Here is a 17,321-nt window from a genome sequence, read left to right as displayed (position 1 = left end):
GGCCGGCGCCGGGCATCCGCCGCCAGATAAGCCGGATCGGCGTCCGGTCCGGCGGCGGCCCGACCGTCAGCCTTTCAGTTGACGATGCATTTCCTGAACCGAGATGACCCGTTCGGTGGGATCCGAATTCAGCGACATGGCGGTGGCGAAGCCCCCGTTCATGGTGGTGTCGTAATGCACTTTATATTGTAGCGCGCTGCGCCGAATCAGTTTCGAATCGGCGATGGCCTGCCGGCCGGCGGTGGTATTGACGATATAGCTGTATTCGCCGTTTTTGATGCGATCCTGGATATGCGGTCGTCCTTCATGCACCTTGTTGACCAGACGCGGATTGATGCCCGCCTCCCCCAGCACCACCGCGGTGCCGTGAGTGGCGTCCAATTCAAACCCGTGCTTAAGCAGCTTGGCCGCCAGATCCACCACGCGGCTCTTGTCGCCCTCGCGTACCGACAGCAACGCCCGGCCCGATTTTTTCATATGGGACTGGCTGCCGAGCATGGCTTTGCCAAACGCTTCGGCGAAAGTCCGGCCGACCCCCATCACCTCGCCGGTGGAACGCATTTCCGGCCCGAGGATCGGGTCGACGCCCTGAAATTTATTAAACGGCAGGACAACTTCCTTGACCGAATAATAAGGCGGTATCACTTCCTGGAACATGCCTTGGTCGTCAAGGGACTGCCCCACCATAATGCGGGCGGCCACTTTCGCCAGCGGCGAACCGGTGGCCTTGGACACGAAAGGCACAGTCCGGGCGGCGCGGGGATTGACTTCAATCAGGTAAACTTCGTTGTCTTTAACGGCGAACTGAACGTTCATCAAGCCGCGCACCTGAAGTTCGAAGGCCAGTTTTTCCACTTGGCCGCGCATCACATCCTGGATATCCTGGCTTAAGGTATAGGCCGGTAGCGAACAGGCCGAATCGCCGGAGTGAACGCCGGCCTGCTCGATATGCTCCATAATGCCGCCGATCAAAACCCGCCGGCCGTCGCATACCGCATCCACATCCACTTCCACCGCGTCGTCCAGAAACCGGTCGAGCAGTACCGGCGCATCGTTGGAAACGCTGACCGCGGTCTGGAAGTAGCGCAGCAGATCCGTATCATCATAGACAATCTCCATGGCCCGGCCGCCCAGGACATACGACGGGCGAACCACCAGCGGATAGCCGATGGCGGCGGCTTTTTCCACCGCCTGTTCAATGGTGGTTACCGTCGCGTTGGCCGGCTGCTTCAGTCCCAGGCGCTCCACCGCCTGCTGGAAGCGGGCCCGGTCTTCGGCGCGATCGATGGCGTCCGGACTGGTGCCGATAATGGGCACGCCAGCCGCTTCCAACTGCCGGGCCAGTTTCAGGGGCGTTTGGCCGCCAAATTGCACAATCACCCCTTTCGGCTGCTCAATGCGCACGATTTCCAGCACATCTTCCAGCGTGACCGGTTCGAAATATAACCGATCGGAGGTGTCGTAATCGGTGGAAACCGTCTCAGGGTTACAGTTGACCATAATGGTTTCGTAACCGTCTTCGCGCAGGGCCAGCGAGGCGTGAACGCAACAGTAGTCGAATTCGATACCTTGGCCGATACGGTTTGGCCCGCCGCCCAGCACCATGATTTTTTCCCGGTCCCGATGGGGATTGGCTTCGCATTCGTCGTCGTAGGTGGAATACATATACGCGGTATCGGTGGCGAATTCCGCCGCGCAGGTGTCCACCCGCTTATACACCGGGTGCAGATGGTATTGCTCGCGCAGTTTGCGGATTTCGCTTTCGGCCACGCCCACCAATGCCGCCAAACGGGCATCAGCGAAGCCTTTGCGCTTGAGCAGCCGAAGGAAATCGGCGTCCAGTCCGTTGACGCCCAGCTCGGCCACCTGGCCTTCCAGTTTGACCAGTTCTTCAATTTGCACCAGGAACCAGCGGTCGATATTGGTCAGATTGAAAACACCATCCACCGACAGCCCGGCCCGGAACGCGTCGGCGATGTACCAGACCCGCTCGCCGCCGGCGTCTTTCAGCTCGCGGCGGATGGTGGTCAGCGCCTGGGGATCCTCCAGATTCACCTTGGGGTCGAAGCCGGTGGCGCCGACTTCCAGGCCGCGCAAAGCTTTCTGCAATGACTCTTGCTGGGTGCGGCCGATGGCCATGACCTCGCCCACCGATTTCATCTGGGTGGTCAGGCGATCGTTGGCGCCGGCGAATTTTTCGAAGTTGAAGCGCGGGATCTTGGTGACCACATAGTCGATGGACGGTTCGAACGAGGCCGGGGTACGGCCGCCGGTAATATCATTCATCAATTCGTCAAGGGTATAGCCCACCGCCAGCTTGGCGGCCACCTTGGCAATAGGGAACCCGGTGGCTTTCGACGCCAGGGCCGAGGAACGCGAGACGCGCGGGTTCATTTCGATGATAATCAGCCGGCCGTTTTTGGGGTTGACGGCGAACTGCACGTTGGAGCCGCCGGTTTCAACCCCGATTTCGCGCAGAACCGCCATCGAGGCGTTGCGCATGATCTGGTATTCCTTGTCGGTGAGGGTCTGGGCCGGCGCCACCGTGATGGAATCACCGGTATGAATCCCCATGGCATCGACGTTTTCAATGGAGCAGACGATGATGCAGTTATCGTTCCTGTCGCGCACCACCTCCATTTCATACTCTTTCCAGCCGATAAGCGACTCGTCGATCAGAAGTTCGGTGGTGGGCGATAAATCCAGACCACGTTCACAGATTTCCTCGAACTCTTCCCGGTTGTAAGCGATACCGCCCCCCGAACCGCCCATGGTAAATGACGGACGGATAATACAGGGGAAACCGACGTCGGCCGCCACCGCCAGCGCTTCTTCCATGGTATGGGCAATACCGGAACGGGCGGTTTCCAGACCGATTTTGCGCATGGCTTGATCGAAGCGGCGACGATCTTCGGCTTTGTCGATGGCGTCGGCCGTGGCGCCGATCATGGTCACGCCGAATTCGGCCAGTACGCCCTTGCTCTCCAGCTCCAACGCGCAATTGAGCGCCGTCTGGCCGCCCATGGTGGGCAGTATCGCGTCAGGCCGCTCTTTTTCGATGATCTTGCGCACGACTTCCCAATGAATGGGTTCGATATAGGTGGCGTCCGCCATGTCGGGGTCGGTCATGATGGTGGCCGGATTGGAGTTTACCAGCACTACGCGAAAACCCTCTTCGCGCAGCGCCTTGCAAGCCTGAGCGCCGGAATAGTCGAACTCGCAGGCCTGGCCGATGACGATCGGACCGGCGCCAAGAATCAGGATGCTGGAGATATCAGTACGTTTTGGCATTGCTTGGCTCCTGATTATTTTGCTTGTGAACGGTATGTCGTAATCAATTCGATAAAGTGGTCGAACAGTCGGCTGGCGTCATGAGGACCGGGGCTCGCCTCGGGATGCCCCTGGAAGCTGAAGGCCGGCTTGTCGGTACGATGGATGCCCTGCAACGACCCATCGAACAGCGAAATGTGAGTGACCTTAAGGTTTGGCGGCAGTGTTTGCTCATCCACGGCGAAACCATGATTCTGGGCGGTGATCATGACCCGATTGGCCACAAGGTCCTTCACCGGATGATTGCCGCCGTGGTGGCCGAATTTCATTTTCAGCGTCTTGGCGCCGCTGGCCAAGGCCAGTAGCTGATGACCAAGGCAGATGCCGAATACCGGTATCTCGGTGGTCAAAAGGGTTTTGATGGCGGCGATGGCGTAATCGCACGGCTCCGGATCGCCAGGCCCGTTCGCCAGGAAAATGCCGTCCGGATTCAAGGCCAGCACGTCTTGCGCCGGCGTCTGGGCCGGCACCACCGTCAAACGGCAGCCGCGATCCACCAGCAGGCGCATGATGTTGCGCTTAATCCCATAATCATAGGCCACCACATGGTAGGGCAGTTCGCTCTCCGCTTTCGGCGCGGGCAGGCCGCCGTTAAGCCGCCAACTGCCCTGCGTCCAGCCGTAACGCTCGGCGGTGCTCACTTCCTTGGCCAGATCCATGCCCTTGAGCCCCGGAAAATCCCGCGCCTTTTGCAAAGCGGACGCGGCATCTGGCCGATCGCCGGCGATAATGCAGCCGTTTTGCGCCCCCTTCTCCCGCAGCAGCCGGGTCAGTTTGCGCGTATCGATATCGGCGATACCGACCACATTGCGGCTTTTCAGGTAATCCTCAAGGGGAAGCCCGCAACGGAAATTGCTGGCGATAATCGGCAAATCGCGAATGACCAGTCCCTGCGCCTGCACGGCGGGGGATTCGTCGTCTTCTTCATTGGTGCCGACATTGCCGATATGGGGATAAGTGAGAGTGACGATTTGGCGGGAATAGGAAGGATCTGTGAGGATTTCTTGATAACCGGTCATTGAGGTATTGAAGACCACTTCCCCCACTGCCGTTCCCTCCGCCCCGATGGCCCGACCGTGGAATTGGGTTCCGTCTTCCAGAACCAACAGCGCTGACTTTATCAAAACACCCTCCAAGAATATTCAGTCATTGTATTTGCATATTAATTCAGATTTAATCATCTTAATCAATGCAAAAAACACCGGCAATGCGAATTTTTGGCAAATTGCGCGCATTTTAAAGATGAGGCGGTGGCTTGTCGACCCCCAGCTCAAGGTTTTTTTGAAATAATCGCGATTCCACTGAATATCGGCATCAAACCCGATAAAAATCCCTACCTGGATTGATAAGTAAACGGTTGCCGCTCTAATTTGAATGGATGATTCGGTTTTCGGCGGCAAAATAACGGCATTGCGGCCATATCAACCGAAATCACGACACCAGTATTGGAGAAAAGTGTTATTTTTATGGCGTCCAGCCCATAAAACCCAGATAAACGCCATTTTAAAAAAAATAAACACGGATTGGAAAAAAATCTTAATTATCAGTAATTTTTCAGAGTAAAGAAAACTTCTCAGCATAAGGCCGCTAAATATCGTGCAACCCAAGCACATCTTTCATGTCAAAAAGGCCGTTTTTCCGGTCTTTCAGCCAAATTGCCGCTCTAACCGCGCCATTGGCGAAGTTAATCCGGTTAGACGCCTTGTGGCTAATCTCGATGCGTTCGCCGATATCCACAAACATCGCGGTATGCTCGCCGACAATATCCCCGGCGCGTATGGCGGCGAAACCTATGCTGCCGGGCTTGCGCTCACCGGTATGTCCTTGCCGGGCATAAACCGCGCAATCCGCAAGAGACACACCCAGCGCGGCGGCGATAGTCTCGCCCATGGCCAGCGCGGTGCCGGACGGGGCGTCCACTTTATGTCGATGATGCGCTTCGATGATTTCAATGTCGCACTGCTCGCCCATGACCCGCGCGGTTTTTTCCAGCAACGTCAGCATGACATTGACGCCGACACTGAAATTGGCCGCGAAGACAATGGGGATAGTCTGCGCGGCGGCGGCGATCTGCGCTTTTTGCTGGTCATTGAAGCCGGTAGTGCCGATAATCATGCCCTTACCCTGTTTCCGGCAGAATTCGAGGTGGGCCAGCGTACCCTCAGGACGGGTAAAATCGATAAACACGTCAAATTGATCCGCTACCGTCGTCAGGCTGTCGCCGATCTTGACGCCGATCGCGCCCAGCCCCGCCAGTTCGCCGGCATCGGCGCCCACCAGACTGGAGCCGCCGCGCTCCAGCGCCGCGCCAAGCTGCGTGCGGCCGGATTGCCGCGCCGCCTGGATCAGTTGCCGGCCCATTCGGCCGCCAGCGCCGGCCACCGCGATACGGATAGGTTCTGTCGTCATTGGATCCCTCTTTGGCAAAAAAGCAAAATTCCAGACCAGCTTAACGGGACGCCGTCCCGGCCGCCAGTCCCACCGCCGCTGAATAAGAATAATATGCCCCGCGCCGCCGGACATCAGCGGCGGGAATATCGCCTGCCGCCCCGGCAACGCGCTGATGGGTATGCATGATTATTCATTTTGGCGGCCTAAAACGCACCGGTTGAATCGCGCGCCGGCCGGCGGCGCGACGGCTTTATTCGACGACTTTCACGTTGACGCGCAATTCTTTGGGTACTTCGAAAACGATGTTTTCTTCACGGCCCAGACATTCCTCCGCCTCTCCGCCGCCCAGCGCCTGCAAACGGCGAATCACCGCCTGGACCAGAATATCCGGCGCCGACGCGCCGGCCGTTACGCCGACCACGGTGACGCCGTGCAACCATCCCTCACGGATATCCGCTGCGGTATCAATGAGATAGGCAGGTTTGCCCGCCCGTTGCGCCAATTCGGCCAATCGGTTGGAATTAGAGGAGTTTTTCGACCCCACCACCAGCACCACATCGGCCTTGCGGGCCAAATCCCGCACCGCTTCCTGCCGGTTGGTGGTGGCATAGCAGATATCATCCTTTCGCGGTCCGATAATGCGCGCGAAGCGGGCGCGCAGGGCATCGATAACGTCGGAGGTGTCGTCCACCGACAATGTGGTCTGGGTCATGAACGTCAGGTTGTTTTCGTCTCTGACCCGCAGCTTCCACACATCGTCCGGCGATTCCACTAAATACATGCCGCCGTCGGGATTACTGTACTGCCCCATGGTGCCTTCCACTTCCGGATGACCGGTGTGGCCGATAAGAATGGCCTCGGTGCCCTTGCGACTGGCGCGCGCCACTTCCATATGCACTTTGGTCACCAGCGGACAGGTGGCGTCGAATACCGTCAGATCCCGGTTTTTCGCTTCGTTGCGTACCGCCTGCGATACGCCATGCGCCGAAAAAATCAGAATGGAACCGTCCGGCACCTCATCGATCCGCTCAATGAAAATGGCGCCGCTGGCGCGCAGCGAATCCACCACGTAGCGGTTATGCACCACTTCGTGACGCACGTATATCGGCGCGCCGTAAATCTCCAGCGCGCGCTCCACAATACTGATGGCCCGATCGACACCAGCGCAAAAACCACGGGGGTTAGCCAGCAAGATGCGCATCTTGTTCCTCCTGCCGCGGATCTTCTATCGTCACAACTTCAATATCGAACACAACCCGGCGGCCCGCCAGCGGATGATTGAAATCCACGGTAATGGATTCTTCCGTCACGGCCTGGATAACGCCAGGCATCTCTTCGCCGTTTATCGCGGTGAACAGCATAATAGTACCGACTTCCGGCACGCCGGTCTCAAGAAAATGCCGTGGCGAGAAAAACTGCACCAGATCGGGATTCACCGGACCGAAGGCCGCCTCAGGCGCCAGGGAGAAAGTTTTTTTATCACCCACGCGCAGCCCGAGTAACGCCTGCTCAAGCGGCGGCGACAGACTGTCATCGCCCAGACGGAACCACTCGGGCTTATTGGCGCGTCGGGTGGATTCGGCCAGCGAGCCGTCCTCGAGACGCAAGTCATAATGCACCAGCACCGCGCTGCCGGCTCGGACCTGAACGACCATGACGCTCAACCTTTCTGCCGGGCGGTTTTGTCGGACGGACGCAAAAAGCCGTCCAGCACAATCAGCGCCGCGCCGATACAAATGGCCGAGTCGGCCACGTTGAACGTCGGCCAGTGCCAGTCGTTGACGTAAAAGTCGATAAAATCGATCACCACGCCATGCACCAGACGATCGGACAAGTTGCCGATCGCGCCGCCGAGAATGAGCGCATAGGCGCAATTGGACAGCCGCTGACGGTAATCCGCCCGGTACATCATCCACAGCAGCGCCAACGCGATACCCAGGGCTATCAGCGCAAACAGCCAGCGCTGCCACCCGCCTTTATCGGCCAGGAAGCTGAACGCGGCGCCATAATTCTGCGCATAGAACAGATTGATAAACGGCATGACGGCCACGGTTTCATGCAACATGAAATGCTGCATAATCCACTGCTTGGTGCCGAGGTCGACAATCAATACCGCCACCGTCAGCCACAACCAGCGCAATCCTGTTGATGTCAGCGATTTTTTCATCAGGCAAATTTTCGCTCTTCACCGGCGCCCGCCACATTGGTGACGCAACGGCCGCAAATATCGGGATGATCGGCATGGGCGCCGACGTCCGTTTCATAGTGCCAGCAGCGCGGGCATTTTTGCCCTTGCGCCTTGGCCAGGGCGATTTTAAGCCCTTTGAGTCCCTCCGCCTGCCGAGCGTCCTCACCGGCTTCAGGGTAATCGGCCACGTAGGCCCGCGACGTCAGCAGCGCAAAGCTCAGTTCGTCGCCCAGGGCGCGCAGCGTGGCGGCCAGACTCTCGTCGGCGTACAAGGTGACCTGCGCTTCCAGCGAGCCGCCAATCCGTTTCTCGGCCCGCGCCTGTTCCAATACCTTGTTCACCTCGGCCCGCACCAGCAGCACCTGATTCCAGAACTCATCATTCATGGTTTCATTTTCGTCCAGCCCGAACAATCCCGCATACCATTCTTCGGTAAACACGAAAGGCGCCCGGTCGCCGGGCATAAAGCTCCAGATTTCATCGGCGGTGAAAGAGAGAATAGGCGCCATCCAGCGCACCAGCGCCTCGGCGATATGATACAGGGCGGTCTGGCAACTGCGGCGGGCGACGCTGTCCGCCTTGGCGGTATATTGCCGATCCTTGATGATATCCAGGTAAAACGAGCCCATCTCCACCGAGCAGAACTGCATGATGCGCTGGACCACCAGGTGCAGATCATAGTTCTCGTAAGAGGCGATGATCTCTTTTTGCGCCGCCAGCGCCCGGCCCACCGCCCAGCGATCCAGCACCACCATGTCCTGCGGCGCGACGCTGTGCCGCGCCGGGTCGAACCCTTTCAGGTTGGCCAGCAGGAAACGCGCGGTATTGCGAATCCGGCGGTAGGCGTCGGCGGAGCGTTTGAGGATTTCATCCGATACGGCAATCTCGCCGGTATAATCGGTGGAAGCCACCCACAACCGCAGAATGTCGGCGCCAAGCTTGTCCATGACCTGCTGCGGGCTGACGGTATTGCCGATGGACTTGGACATCTTGCGTCCCTGCCCGTCCACGGTAAAGCCGTGGGTCAGCACTTCGCGATAGGGCGCCTTGTCTTTCATGGCGGTTGATATCATCAGCGACGACATAAACCAGCCGCGATGCTGGTCGGAGCCTTCCAGGTACATGTCCGGTTCATGGCCGCCGAATTCAGGCCGCACCGCCACTACCGACGAGTGGGTCGACCCCGAATCGAACCAGACATCCAGGGTATCCGGCACCTTGACGTACTCGGCCGCATCGGCGCCGAGCAACTCGGCCGGATCCAGATCCCACCAGGCCTGGATGCCCTGCTGTTCCACCCGTTTCGCCACGGCTTCCATAAGCTCGAGCGTCCGCGGATGCAACTGTTCGGTGTCCTTGTGTACAAACAACGCCATCGGCACGCCCCAGGTCCGCTGCCGGGAGATGCACCAGTCAGGACGGTTGGCCACCATACTTTCGATCCGCGCCTGGCCCCAGGACGGGATCCAGCGCACACCCTGGATTTCTTCCAGCGAACGACGGCGCAACCCTTTCTGGTCCATACTGACGAACCATTGCGGCGTGGCGCGGAAAATCACCGGCGTTTTATGCCGCCAGCAATGGGGATAGCTGTGCTGTAGTTTTTCCACATGCACCAACGCACCGTGATCGCGCAGAATATCCACCACTTTATCATTGGCCTTGAAGACCTGCACGCCATCCAGGCCGGGAAAGGTGCCAGGCAGATAGCAGCCGTCCGGGCCGACCGGGTTGGCCACTTCCAGACCGTATTCGCGGCCGATATCGTAGTCGTCCGGACCATGGCCGGGGGCGGTATGCACCGCGCCGGTACCGGCATCCAGCGTCACATGCTGTCCCAGGATCACCGGTACGTCGAAACCCATGAACGGATGCTGAAAGCGCAGCGATTCCAGCGCGGCGCCCTTACAGCCGCCCAGTAGGGTCCACCGTTCGACGCCGGCCCGCGCCATGACGCTTTCCAGCAATTCAGCCGCCAGGATCCAGTATTGATCGCCCACCGCCGCCAGTTGATAGTCATAATCGGGGTGCAGGGCGATCGCCCGGTTGGCGGGCAACGTCCAGGGCGTCGTGGTCCAGATGACCAGCGATACCGGCCCGTTGAGCCCGGCGACACCGAATTTCGCCGCCACGGCCTCGGTATCCACCGCCCGGAAGGCCACGTCGATGGACGGCGAAGTCCGATCGTAATATTCCACCTCCGCTTCCGCCAGGGCCGAACGGCAATCAATGCACCAATGCACGGGTTTGGCGCCTTTATGCAAATGACCGCTTTCAATGATTTTGCCCAAGGCGCGGATGATGTTGGCTTCAGTGCCATAATTCATCGTCAGGTAGGGGTGCGCCCAATCGCCCAGCACGCCCAGCCGGATGAAATCCTTTTTCTGCCCGGCCACCTGTTCGGCGGCATATTCGCGGCAGGCCACGCGGAATTCGGCGGCGCTGACCTTATCGCCCGGTTTGCCGATAAGTTGCTCGACTTTAAGCTCAATGGGAAGGCCATGGCAGTCCCAGCCCGGAACATAAGGGGAATCGTAGCCCATCAGCCCTTTGGATTTGACGATGATGTCTTTTAGAATCTTGTTAACCGAATGACCGATATGAATATTACCGTTCGCGTAAGGCGGGCCGTCATGGAGGATAAACGTTTTTTTGCCTTTCTTAGCGTGACGAATTATCCCGTACAGGTCCTGTTCATACCAGCGTTGCAGCATGCCAGGCTCGCGCTTGGCCAGATCGCCGCGCATCGGGAACCCTGTGTCCGGCAAATTCAGGGTATTTTTGTAATCACTCATTCGATTCTCGGTTCCGTTTTCGGTTTGAGAGTTTTAAAGAGGCGCCGCCAGACCGAAGAATTCACGGCCGGTCGCCACATCATTCGCGATTTGCCGCTTCAACTCGTCCAGCGAGGCAAACCGTTGTTCATTGCGCAATTTGGCGCGTATCGCCACGTTGATGTGGCGACCGTAGATATCCATGGACACGTCCAGCAAATGGACCTCCAGCCGCGGCTCCCGTCCCGATACCGTCGGCCGGGAGCCCACATTGGCCACGCCGGGCAACGGCCGTTCGGCCAGCCCGGCCACCTCCACCGCATAAACGCCGTGAATCGGCGCCGGCCTTTTTTTCAACGACACATTGGCTGTCGGAAAACCCAGGGTGCGACCCAGTTCATCGCCGTGCTCCACCCGTCCGGAAATGCAATACGGGTGGCCCAGCAGCATTTCGGCCTCCGCCAACCGATCGCCGGTCAGGGCGTCGCGCACCGCCGTGCTGCTAATGCGTATGCCGCCCTCGGTGAAACTGGCGGTGCTCATGACATCAAAGCCGGATACCGCCCCCATCTGCTTTAAAAAGGCAAAATCGCCCCCCCGACGGGAGCCGAAGCGGAAATCGTCGCCGACGCAAAGAAATCGCACGCCAAGTTTATCCACCAGCAGTTCCGAAACGAACGTCCGGGCATCCATGGCGGCAAAACGCGGATCGAACTTCACGCAGAGTACGATGTCCACCCCGGCCCGGGCCAGGTACTTCAGCTTGTCGCGCAGACGCGTCAGCCGCGCCGGGGCAAGGGCGCCGGCGAAATGCTCCTGCGGCTGGGGCTCGAAGATCATGACCATAACCGGCAGATCCCTGGCACGGCCTTCGGCCTGCAGTTGCGCCACCAGTGCCTGGTGGCCGCGATGGAAGCCGTCGAAATTGCCGATGGTGAGCACGCACCCGCGGTGGCGCGCCTGAAGATTATGGATGCCGCGAACAAGCTTCATAGCAGGCTCAACATAATGGAAATCGGCGGATTATAACCTGTACGGCGTCCAAGGTTAACCCGCGAATCCAATCTTTGCTTTCAACAACGGAGAAAGTTACGCTTATTTCGCCCGTCCCGGTTTTTTTCGCCGGTTATTCTGCCCGGCGCGACGTTTTCCACTCCCGGCCGACGGACGCTTTGGCCATCAAGGCGCGTTTTATCGGCGAGAATACCTTTTTTCATGGCAAACACTGTATTCCGCGAGCCGAAACTGATAGAATTCTGCGCCATCACATTGTAACAGGCGCCGTCCGCCAAAGCGGCGCTTATTTGCACAAATCCATTGACAAACGAAGGCTGAAAAGGCATATTCCTCGGCCTTTGAATTGTCTCATAGAACATGTTTGGGAGTTGGACCTTGGCTAATATCAAATCAGCTAAGAAACGCGCCGTACAGTCTGAAAAGCGTCGGCAACACAATGCAAGCCGTCGCTCCATGATGCGTACCTTTGTCAAAAAGGTTTACGCGGCTATCAATGCGGGTGATAAAGAAGCTGCGCTGAGCGCTTTCTCCATTATGCAGCCCGTTGTGGATCGTCAAGCCAGCAAGGGCCTGATCCACAAAAACAAAGCGGCTCGTCATAAATCCAATCTGGTCGCGCGCATCAACGCCATGCAGTAACGCCTGGCGGCGAAAGCTGTTAAAAAAACCGGCTTAAGCCGGTTTTTTTATATTCCAAGTCATCGCCTGCTCTCTGCCGCCGTGGCAAACAGATAGTCGGTATAACCGGCTTGCGCGCCGCCAAAGAAGCGACCCATTGCCGGTAACCTGCCGTCAGCGCATTCAGCGTCGGGCGCGACGCATTCGGTGCGAACGCGGTGCCCGGCCAGGAAATGTCATTGATGCCCGGCATCACGATGAGGCTTTGCGCCCCCGGCCGGGCCAGTACGTCACGCGCCGGTCGCGCCAATGCATTGACGCCCATGCCGTCGGACAGCAGCCGCGCGGCGGAGATACTCCCGATTAAACGATCAGGTCTCCCTCTGTTCAGCGGGCGCCGGCAATGACGACCGCAACGCCAGATAACCGGCGACAGCGGCTATCACCGAACCGGATAGAATTCCCAGCTTGGCCAAATCCATTTTTTCTTCGCCGATGACGCTGCCGCCAAAAGCCAGGCCGGCGATAAAAATCGACATGGTGAAGCCGATGCCGCACAACACCGCCGCCGCCGCAATCTGCCGCACCGTCACCCCATCAGGCAGACGCGCCAGCCCCAACCGGATAGCCAGCAGACAAAACACCAGGATGCCAATGGGCTTGCCAAGCACCAATCCGCCGGCAATCCCGGCCGGCAGCAACTCAAACAGGCTCCCGGGCGTTAATCCCTGCAAAGGCACACCGGCGTTGGCGAACGCGAACAGCGGCAAAATAAGATAAATCACCCAGGGTTGCAGGGCGTGTTCCAGCACCAGGGCCGGCGAGTAAGCCTGCCGCGGCAGATTGAGGGGGATCAGCGCGCCGACGACCACGCCGGCCAGCGTGGCATGTATCCCGGACAACAGCACGCAGACCCATAGCAGCGCCCCCACCGGCAGATAAAGCGCGATACGCCGGATATTCGCGCGATTCATCAGCGCCAGAATCGCCGCCAGGCCGGCCGCCGCCGCCAAAGCCGGCAGTGAAAGATGGCTATTGTAAAACAGCGCGATAATCACGATGGCGCCCAAATCGTCGATAATGGCCAGCGCCAGCAGAAAAGCCTTCAGACTGGGGGGCACCCGTTTGCCCAACAGGGCCAGCACGCCGACGGCGAACGCGATATCCGTGGCGGTGGGGATGGCCCAACCCACATGGTTGGCCGGCTCTTCCCAATTCACCAGGGTATAGATAATCGCCGGCGCCACCATGCCGCCCAAGGCCGCGATAGCCGGGAACACCGCTTTCGCCCGGCTGGCCAGCGCGCCCTGGATCAATTCGCGTTTGACTTCCAGGCCTATCATCAGAAAAAACAGCGCCATCAGCGCATCGTTGATGACCAGCAAGACCGAGAAGTGATGTCCATCGCCGCCCTCGTTTTGCGGGAACGCCAGCGCCGCCCGGTAGATTTCGGCGGCCGGCGAGTTGGCCGCGATCAACGCCGCCACCGCGGCCAAAATCAGCAACACGCCGCTTGCGGCCTCATGCCGCAGCAATCGTAAAAGCAAAGACATGACCTAACCTTCATTATCGATTATTTACAGTTTATTGTGCGGGAAACGCTATCCCCGGTAAAGCAGAACCGCGGCGGCATTGTCGCCGCCGCAGTATGGAGACAAGAAAGAGAGAACGGACTGAGCCGCCGCCTTGCCGAAGTGGTCATGCGGCGCCGGGGACCGGGCGAGGCTCAGCGGGTCAGATCGTCGAAAAACTTCTTCACGCCGTCCAAAAAGCTTTTGGAGCGTGGGCTGTTCTGCGCCCCGCTGGGGCCGCCGAAACTTTCTTCCAACTCTTGCAACAATTGTTTTTGCCGTTCGTTGAGTTTCACCGGCGTTTCCACCACCACCCGACATAACAAATCGCCCTGGACGCCGCCGCGAACCGATTTCACGCCTTTGCCGCGCATCCTGAACAATTTGCCGGTTTGTGTTTCCGCCGGGACTTTCAGCTTTACCCGGCCATCAAGGGTCGGGACTTCGATTTCGCCGCCCAAGGCCGCCATGGCGAAGTTGATCGGCACCTCGCAGTACAGGTTGTTGTCTTCCCGTTCGAAAATGGGATGTTGCCTGACCTGTACCTGAACATACAGATCGCCGGCCGGCGCGCCCTGCTCACCCGCCTCGCCTTCTCCCGCCAGACGGATGCGATCGCCGGTATCCACGCCGGCGGGTATTTTCACCGACAAGGTCTTTTGCTTTTCTACCCGACCATGGCCATGGCATTTAGGGCAGGGATCCTTGATGATTTTGCCGCGCCCCTGACAGGTGGGACAGGTCTGCTGCACCGCGAAAAAACCCTGACGCATCTGCACCTGGCCCGCGCCGTGGCAGGTAGGGCAAGTGACGGGCGAGCTGCCGGGCTTGGCGCCGCTGCCATGACAAACATCACATTCCTCCAGCGCCGGGATACGGATTTCCTTGGTGACGCCGCGCACGGCCTCTTCCAGCGTCAGTTCCATATTGTAGCGGAGATCCGATCCGCGACTGGCGCGCTGCCGCCGGCCGCCGCCGAAGATATCGCCGAACACATCGCCGAAGATATCGGTGAAGTCCGCCCCCGCGCCGCCGGGACCGCCGCCCATGCCGCCTTGTTCGAAAGCGGCGTGGCCGTATTGATCGTAGGCGGCGCGTTTTTGCGGATCGCTTAGGATCTCATACGCTTCTTTGACTTCTTTGAATTTGGCTTCAGCTTCTTTGTTGCCCGGGTTGCGATCAGGGTGGAATTTCATCGCCAGGCGTTTATAGGCCTTTTTGATTTCGCGCTCGTCCCCGTTCCTGGGTACGCCTAAAACCTCGTAATAGTCTGACTTCGCCATTATTTCTTCCTGCCCTTAATATCATACACGGGCGTAAGGTTCCCCCGACGCCCGTGCCAGTTGCCGGCCGCGGTGGAACTACCGCCGCCGCGCCCGTTCAAGGGCGATTATTTTTTATCCTTGACTTCTTCAAATTCGGCATCGACGACATCATCGTCTTTCTTGGCCGCCCCGTCGTCGGCATTAGCGGATGCGCCGCCGGCCTGAGCCTGTTGCTGCGCGGCTTCCAGCAATTTACTGGAGGCTTGAATCAGCGCCTGCATCTTGGCTTCGATGTCCGCCTTGTCTTCGCCCTTCAACGCGGCGTCCAAAGCGCTCAGTGCGGATTCCACCGCCTTCTTGTCGTCGGCCGCCAACTTGTCGCCCGCATCCTCAAGCTGCTTGCGGGTGCTGTGCAGCAGATGATCGGCCTGATTGCGCGTCTGCACCAGTTCTTCGAACTTGCGGTCGGATTCCGCATTGGCTTCCGCCTCGCGCACCATCTTTTGGATTTCTTCCTCATTCAGGCCGGAAGACGCTTTGATGGTGATCTTCTGTTCGCGGCCGCTGTTTTTGTCCTTGGCGGAGACGTGCAGGATACCGTCGGCATCAATGTCGAACGTCACCTCGATTTGCGGCATGCCGCGCATGGCGGGCGCGATACCGTCCAAGTTGAATTGGCCCAGTGATTTGTTGTCCGCCGCGCGCTTACGCTCGCCTTGCAATACATGAATGGTCACGGCGGACTGGTTGTCTTCCGCGGTGGAGAACACCTGACTGTGTTTAGTCGGGATAGTGGTATTCTTGGCGATAAGCGGAGTCATCACGCCACCCATGGTTTCAATGCCCAGCGACAACGGCGTGACATCCAGCAGCAACACGTCCTTCACATCGCCGGCCAGCACCCCGCCCTGCACCGCGGCGCCAATAGCCACGGCCTCGTCAGGGTTGACGTCCTTGCGCGGTTCCTTGCCGAAGAAGTCGGACACGGTTTTCTGCACCATGGGCATACGGGTTTGACCGCCGACGAGGATCACGTCGTGGATATCGCCGACCGACAGACCGGCGTCTTTTAACGCAACCTTCAGCGGATCCATGGACCGTTTAACCAAATCTTCCACCAGCGATTCCAGTTTGGCGCGGGTCACCTTGATGTTCATGTGCTTCGGACCCGTGGCGTCAGCCGTGATGTAGGGCAAATTCACATCGGTTTGCTGGGCCGAGGACAGCTCAATCTTGGCTTTTTCTGCGGATTCTTTCAGACGCTGCATCGCCAGAGGATCGTTGCGTAAATCAATACCCTGGTCCTTTTTGAACTCATCCACCAGATAATTGATCAGCCGGCTGTCGAAGTCTTCGCCCCCCAAATGCGTGTCGCCGTTGGTGGACAACACTTCAAAGGTCTTTTCGCCATCGACGTCATCGATTTCGATGATGGAAATATCAAAGGTACCGCCGCCCAAGTCGTAGACCGCGATGGTGCGGTTGCCCACTTCTTTATCCAGGCCATAGGCCAGCGCCGCGGCGGTGGGTTCGTTGATGATGCGTTTCACGTCCAGTCCGGCGATGCGTCCCGCATCCTTGGTGGCCTGGCGCTGCGCGTCGTTGAAGTAAGCCGGTACGGTGATGACCGCCTCGGTCACCGTTTCACCCAGATAGTCTTCCGCGGTTTTTTTCATTTTCTTCAGAACTTCGGCGGAGATTTGCGGCGGCGCCATCTTCTGGCCTTTGACTTCCAACCAGGCATCGCCGTTATCGGAAGCGATGATCTTGTATGGCATGATGCTGACGTCGCGCTGGACTTCCTCGTCCTGAAAGCGACGACCAATCAAACGCTTAATGGCAAACAGCGTATTTTGCGGGTTAGTCACGGACTGACGTTTAGCTGGCTGGCCAACCAGAATTTCGCCATCCTGCGTGTAGGCAATGATAGAAGGAGTAGTACGATCGCCTTCGCTGTTTTCCAGCACCCGCGGCTTAGCGCCTTCAATAATTGCTATACAAGAGTTGGTCGTACCCAAGTCGATACCAATGATTTTACCCATCTAAACATCTCCACTAAAAAGTCGTCATTGTTGTGGTCGTAAACCTGATATGTGGCCGGATTGACTGTTTTCAAGCCGCCAAAAAACTTTCGTGCGCAGGTTAAACAACATGGTTGCAATTAACA

At 58.5% G+C, this 17,321-nt stretch carries 14 protein-coding genes; 1 reads left to right on the top strand and 13 read right to left on the bottom strand.

Annotated features, from left to right (window positions below):
- Positions 1–66: 66 nt before the first annotated feature.
- The 9 genes from carB to ribF form a co-directional block, all read right to left on the bottom strand.
- Positions 67–3,291 carry a carbamoyl-phosphate synthase large subunit gene (carB, locus tag FCN80_RS01320; protein ID WP_136988034.1) on the bottom strand — a complete coding sequence of 1,075 codons (3,225 nt, stop codon included), beginning with the start codon at positions 3,289–3,291 and terminating at the stop codon, positions 67–69.
- 14 nt (positions 3,292–3,305) lie between these two features.
- Positions 3,306–4,454 (bottom strand): glutamine-hydrolyzing carbamoyl-phosphate synthase small subunit, encoded by a 1,149-nt coding sequence (gene carA, locus FCN80_RS01315; protein ID WP_136988033.1) that lies wholly within the window; start codon positions 4,452–4,454, stop codon positions 3,306–3,308.
- A gap of 463 nt (positions 4,455–4,917) precedes the next feature.
- The gene (gene dapB, locus FCN80_RS01310; protein ID WP_136988031.1) at positions 4,918–5,739 is read right to left on the bottom strand and encodes a 4-hydroxy-tetrahydrodipicolinate reductase; all 822 of its coding nucleotides are present in this window, start codon (positions 5,737–5,739) and stop codon (positions 4,918–4,920) included.
- Positions 5,740–5,779: 40 nt separating this feature from the next.
- Positions 5,780–5,905: a hypothetical protein gene (locus FCN80_RS27175; protein ID WP_306767822.1), complete on the bottom strand. Its 126-nt coding sequence runs from the start codon at positions 5,903–5,905 to the stop codon at positions 5,780–5,782.
- Positions 5,906–5,971: 66 nt separating this feature from the next.
- Positions 5,972–6,922, bottom strand: coding sequence for a 4-hydroxy-3-methylbut-2-enyl diphosphate reductase (gene ispH, locus FCN80_RS01305; RefSeq protein ID WP_136988029.1), 951 nt, complete (start codon positions 6,920–6,922; stop codon positions 5,972–5,974).
- Complete coding sequence (fkpB, locus tag FCN80_RS01300) at positions 6,903–7,376, bottom strand: FKBP-type peptidyl-prolyl cis-trans isomerase (protein WP_136988028.1); 474 nt, start codon at positions 7,374–7,376, stop codon at positions 6,903–6,905. The genes ispH and fkpB overlap by 20 nt, the downstream gene beginning before the upstream one ends.
- A 5-nt stretch (positions 7,377–7,381) precedes the next feature.
- Entirely contained in the window at positions 7,382–7,888 is a 507-nt protein-coding gene (gene lspA, locus FCN80_RS01295; protein WP_136988026.1) for a signal peptidase II, read from the bottom strand.
- Positions 7,888–10,704 (bottom strand): isoleucine--tRNA ligase, encoded by a 2,817-nt coding sequence (gene ileS / locus FCN80_RS01290; RefSeq protein ID WP_136988024.1) that lies wholly within the window; start codon positions 10,702–10,704, stop codon positions 7,888–7,890. The genes lspA and ileS overlap by 1 nt, the downstream gene beginning before the upstream one ends.
- Before the next feature lie 33 nt (positions 10,705–10,737).
- Complete coding sequence (gene ribF / locus FCN80_RS01285) at positions 10,738–11,676, bottom strand: bifunctional riboflavin kinase/FAD synthetase (RefSeq protein WP_136988023.1); 939 nt, start codon at positions 11,674–11,676, stop codon at positions 10,738–10,740.
- A gap of 399 nt (positions 11,677–12,075) precedes the next feature.
- On the opposite strand from ribF, the gene rpsT reads away from it, so the two are divergent.
- The gene (gene rpsT / locus FCN80_RS01275; RefSeq protein ID WP_136988019.1) at positions 12,076–12,339 is read left to right on the top strand and encodes a 30S ribosomal protein S20; all 264 of its coding nucleotides are present in this window, start codon (positions 12,076–12,078) and stop codon (positions 12,337–12,339) included.
- A gap of 19 nt (positions 12,340–12,358) precedes the next feature.
- On the opposite strand, the gene FCN80_RS26635 is transcribed toward rpsT, so the two are convergent.
- From FCN80_RS26635 to dnaK, 4 genes are all read right to left on the bottom strand, one after another.
- Positions 12,359–12,574, bottom strand: a complete 216-nt coding sequence (locus FCN80_RS26635; protein WP_230492420.1) for a hypothetical protein — start codon at positions 12,572–12,574, stop codon at positions 12,359–12,361.
- A 115-nt stretch (positions 12,575–12,689) separates the two neighbouring features.
- Positions 12,690–13,871, bottom strand: a complete 1,182-nt coding sequence (gene nhaA, locus FCN80_RS01265) for a Na+/H+ antiporter NhaA (protein WP_136988017.1) — start codon at positions 13,869–13,871, stop codon at positions 12,690–12,692.
- Positions 13,872–14,044: 173 nt separating this feature from the next.
- Positions 14,045–15,172 carry a molecular chaperone DnaJ gene (dnaJ, locus tag FCN80_RS01260; RefSeq protein ID WP_136988015.1) on the bottom strand — a complete coding sequence of 376 codons (1,128 nt, stop codon included), beginning with the start codon at positions 15,170–15,172 and terminating at the stop codon, positions 14,045–14,047.
- Between the two features lie 107 nt (positions 15,173–15,279).
- Positions 15,280–17,196 (bottom strand): molecular chaperone DnaK, encoded by a 1,917-nt coding sequence (gene dnaK, locus FCN80_RS01255; RefSeq protein WP_136988013.1) that lies wholly within the window; start codon positions 17,194–17,196, stop codon positions 15,280–15,282.
- Positions 17,197–17,321 lie beyond the last annotated feature (125 nt).

Origin of the sequence: Martelella alba (genome assembly GCF_005217455.1) — a bacterium.
GTDB lineage: Bacteria > Pseudomonadota > Gammaproteobacteria > Enterobacterales > Enterobacteriaceae > Acerihabitans.
Note: the sequence above shows the minus strand (reverse complement) of the source record. Positions and strands in the feature narration are given on the sequence as shown.

Excerpts from the sequence above, each read along its gene's own strand:
- carB (WP_136988034.1), bottom strand. The coding sequence starts at position 3,291 with ATGCCAAAACGTACTGATATCTCCAGCATCCTGATTCTTGGCGCCGGT.
- dapB (WP_136988031.1), bottom strand. The coding sequence starts at position 5,739 with ATGACGACAGAACCTATCCGTATCGCGGTGGCCGGCGCTGGCGGCCGA.
- FCN80_RS27175 (WP_306767822.1), bottom strand. The coding sequence starts at position 5,905 with ATGCATACCCATCAGCGCGTTGCCGGGGCGGCAGGCGATATTCCCGCC.
- ispH (WP_136988029.1), bottom strand. The coding sequence starts at position 6,922 with ATGCGCATCTTGCTGGCTAACCCCCGTGGTTTTTGCGCTGGTGTCGAT.
- fkpB (WP_136988028.1), bottom strand. The coding sequence starts at position 7,376 with ATGGTCGTTCAGGTCCGAGCCGGCAGCGCGGTGCTGGTGCATTATGAC.
- lspA (WP_136988026.1), bottom strand. The coding sequence starts at position 7,888 with ATGAAAAAATCGCTGACATCAACAGGATTGCGCTGGTTGTGGCTGACG.
- ileS (WP_136988024.1), bottom strand. The coding sequence starts at position 10,704 with ATGAGTGATTACAAAAATACCCTGAATTTGCCGGACACAGGGTTCCCG.
- ribF (WP_136988023.1), bottom strand. The coding sequence starts at position 11,676 with ATGAAGCTTGTTCGCGGCATCCATAATCTTCAGGCGCGCCACCGCGGG.
- nhaA (WP_136988017.1), bottom strand. The coding sequence starts at position 13,871 with ATGTCTTTGCTTTTACGATTGCTGCGGCATGAGGCCGCAAGCGGCGTG.
- dnaJ (WP_136988015.1), bottom strand. The coding sequence starts at position 15,172 with ATGGCGAAGTCAGACTATTACGAGGTTTTAGGCGTACCCAGGAACGGG.
- dnaK (WP_136988013.1), bottom strand. The coding sequence starts at position 17,196 with ATGGGTAAAATCATTGGTATCGACTTGGGTACGACCAACTCTTGTATA.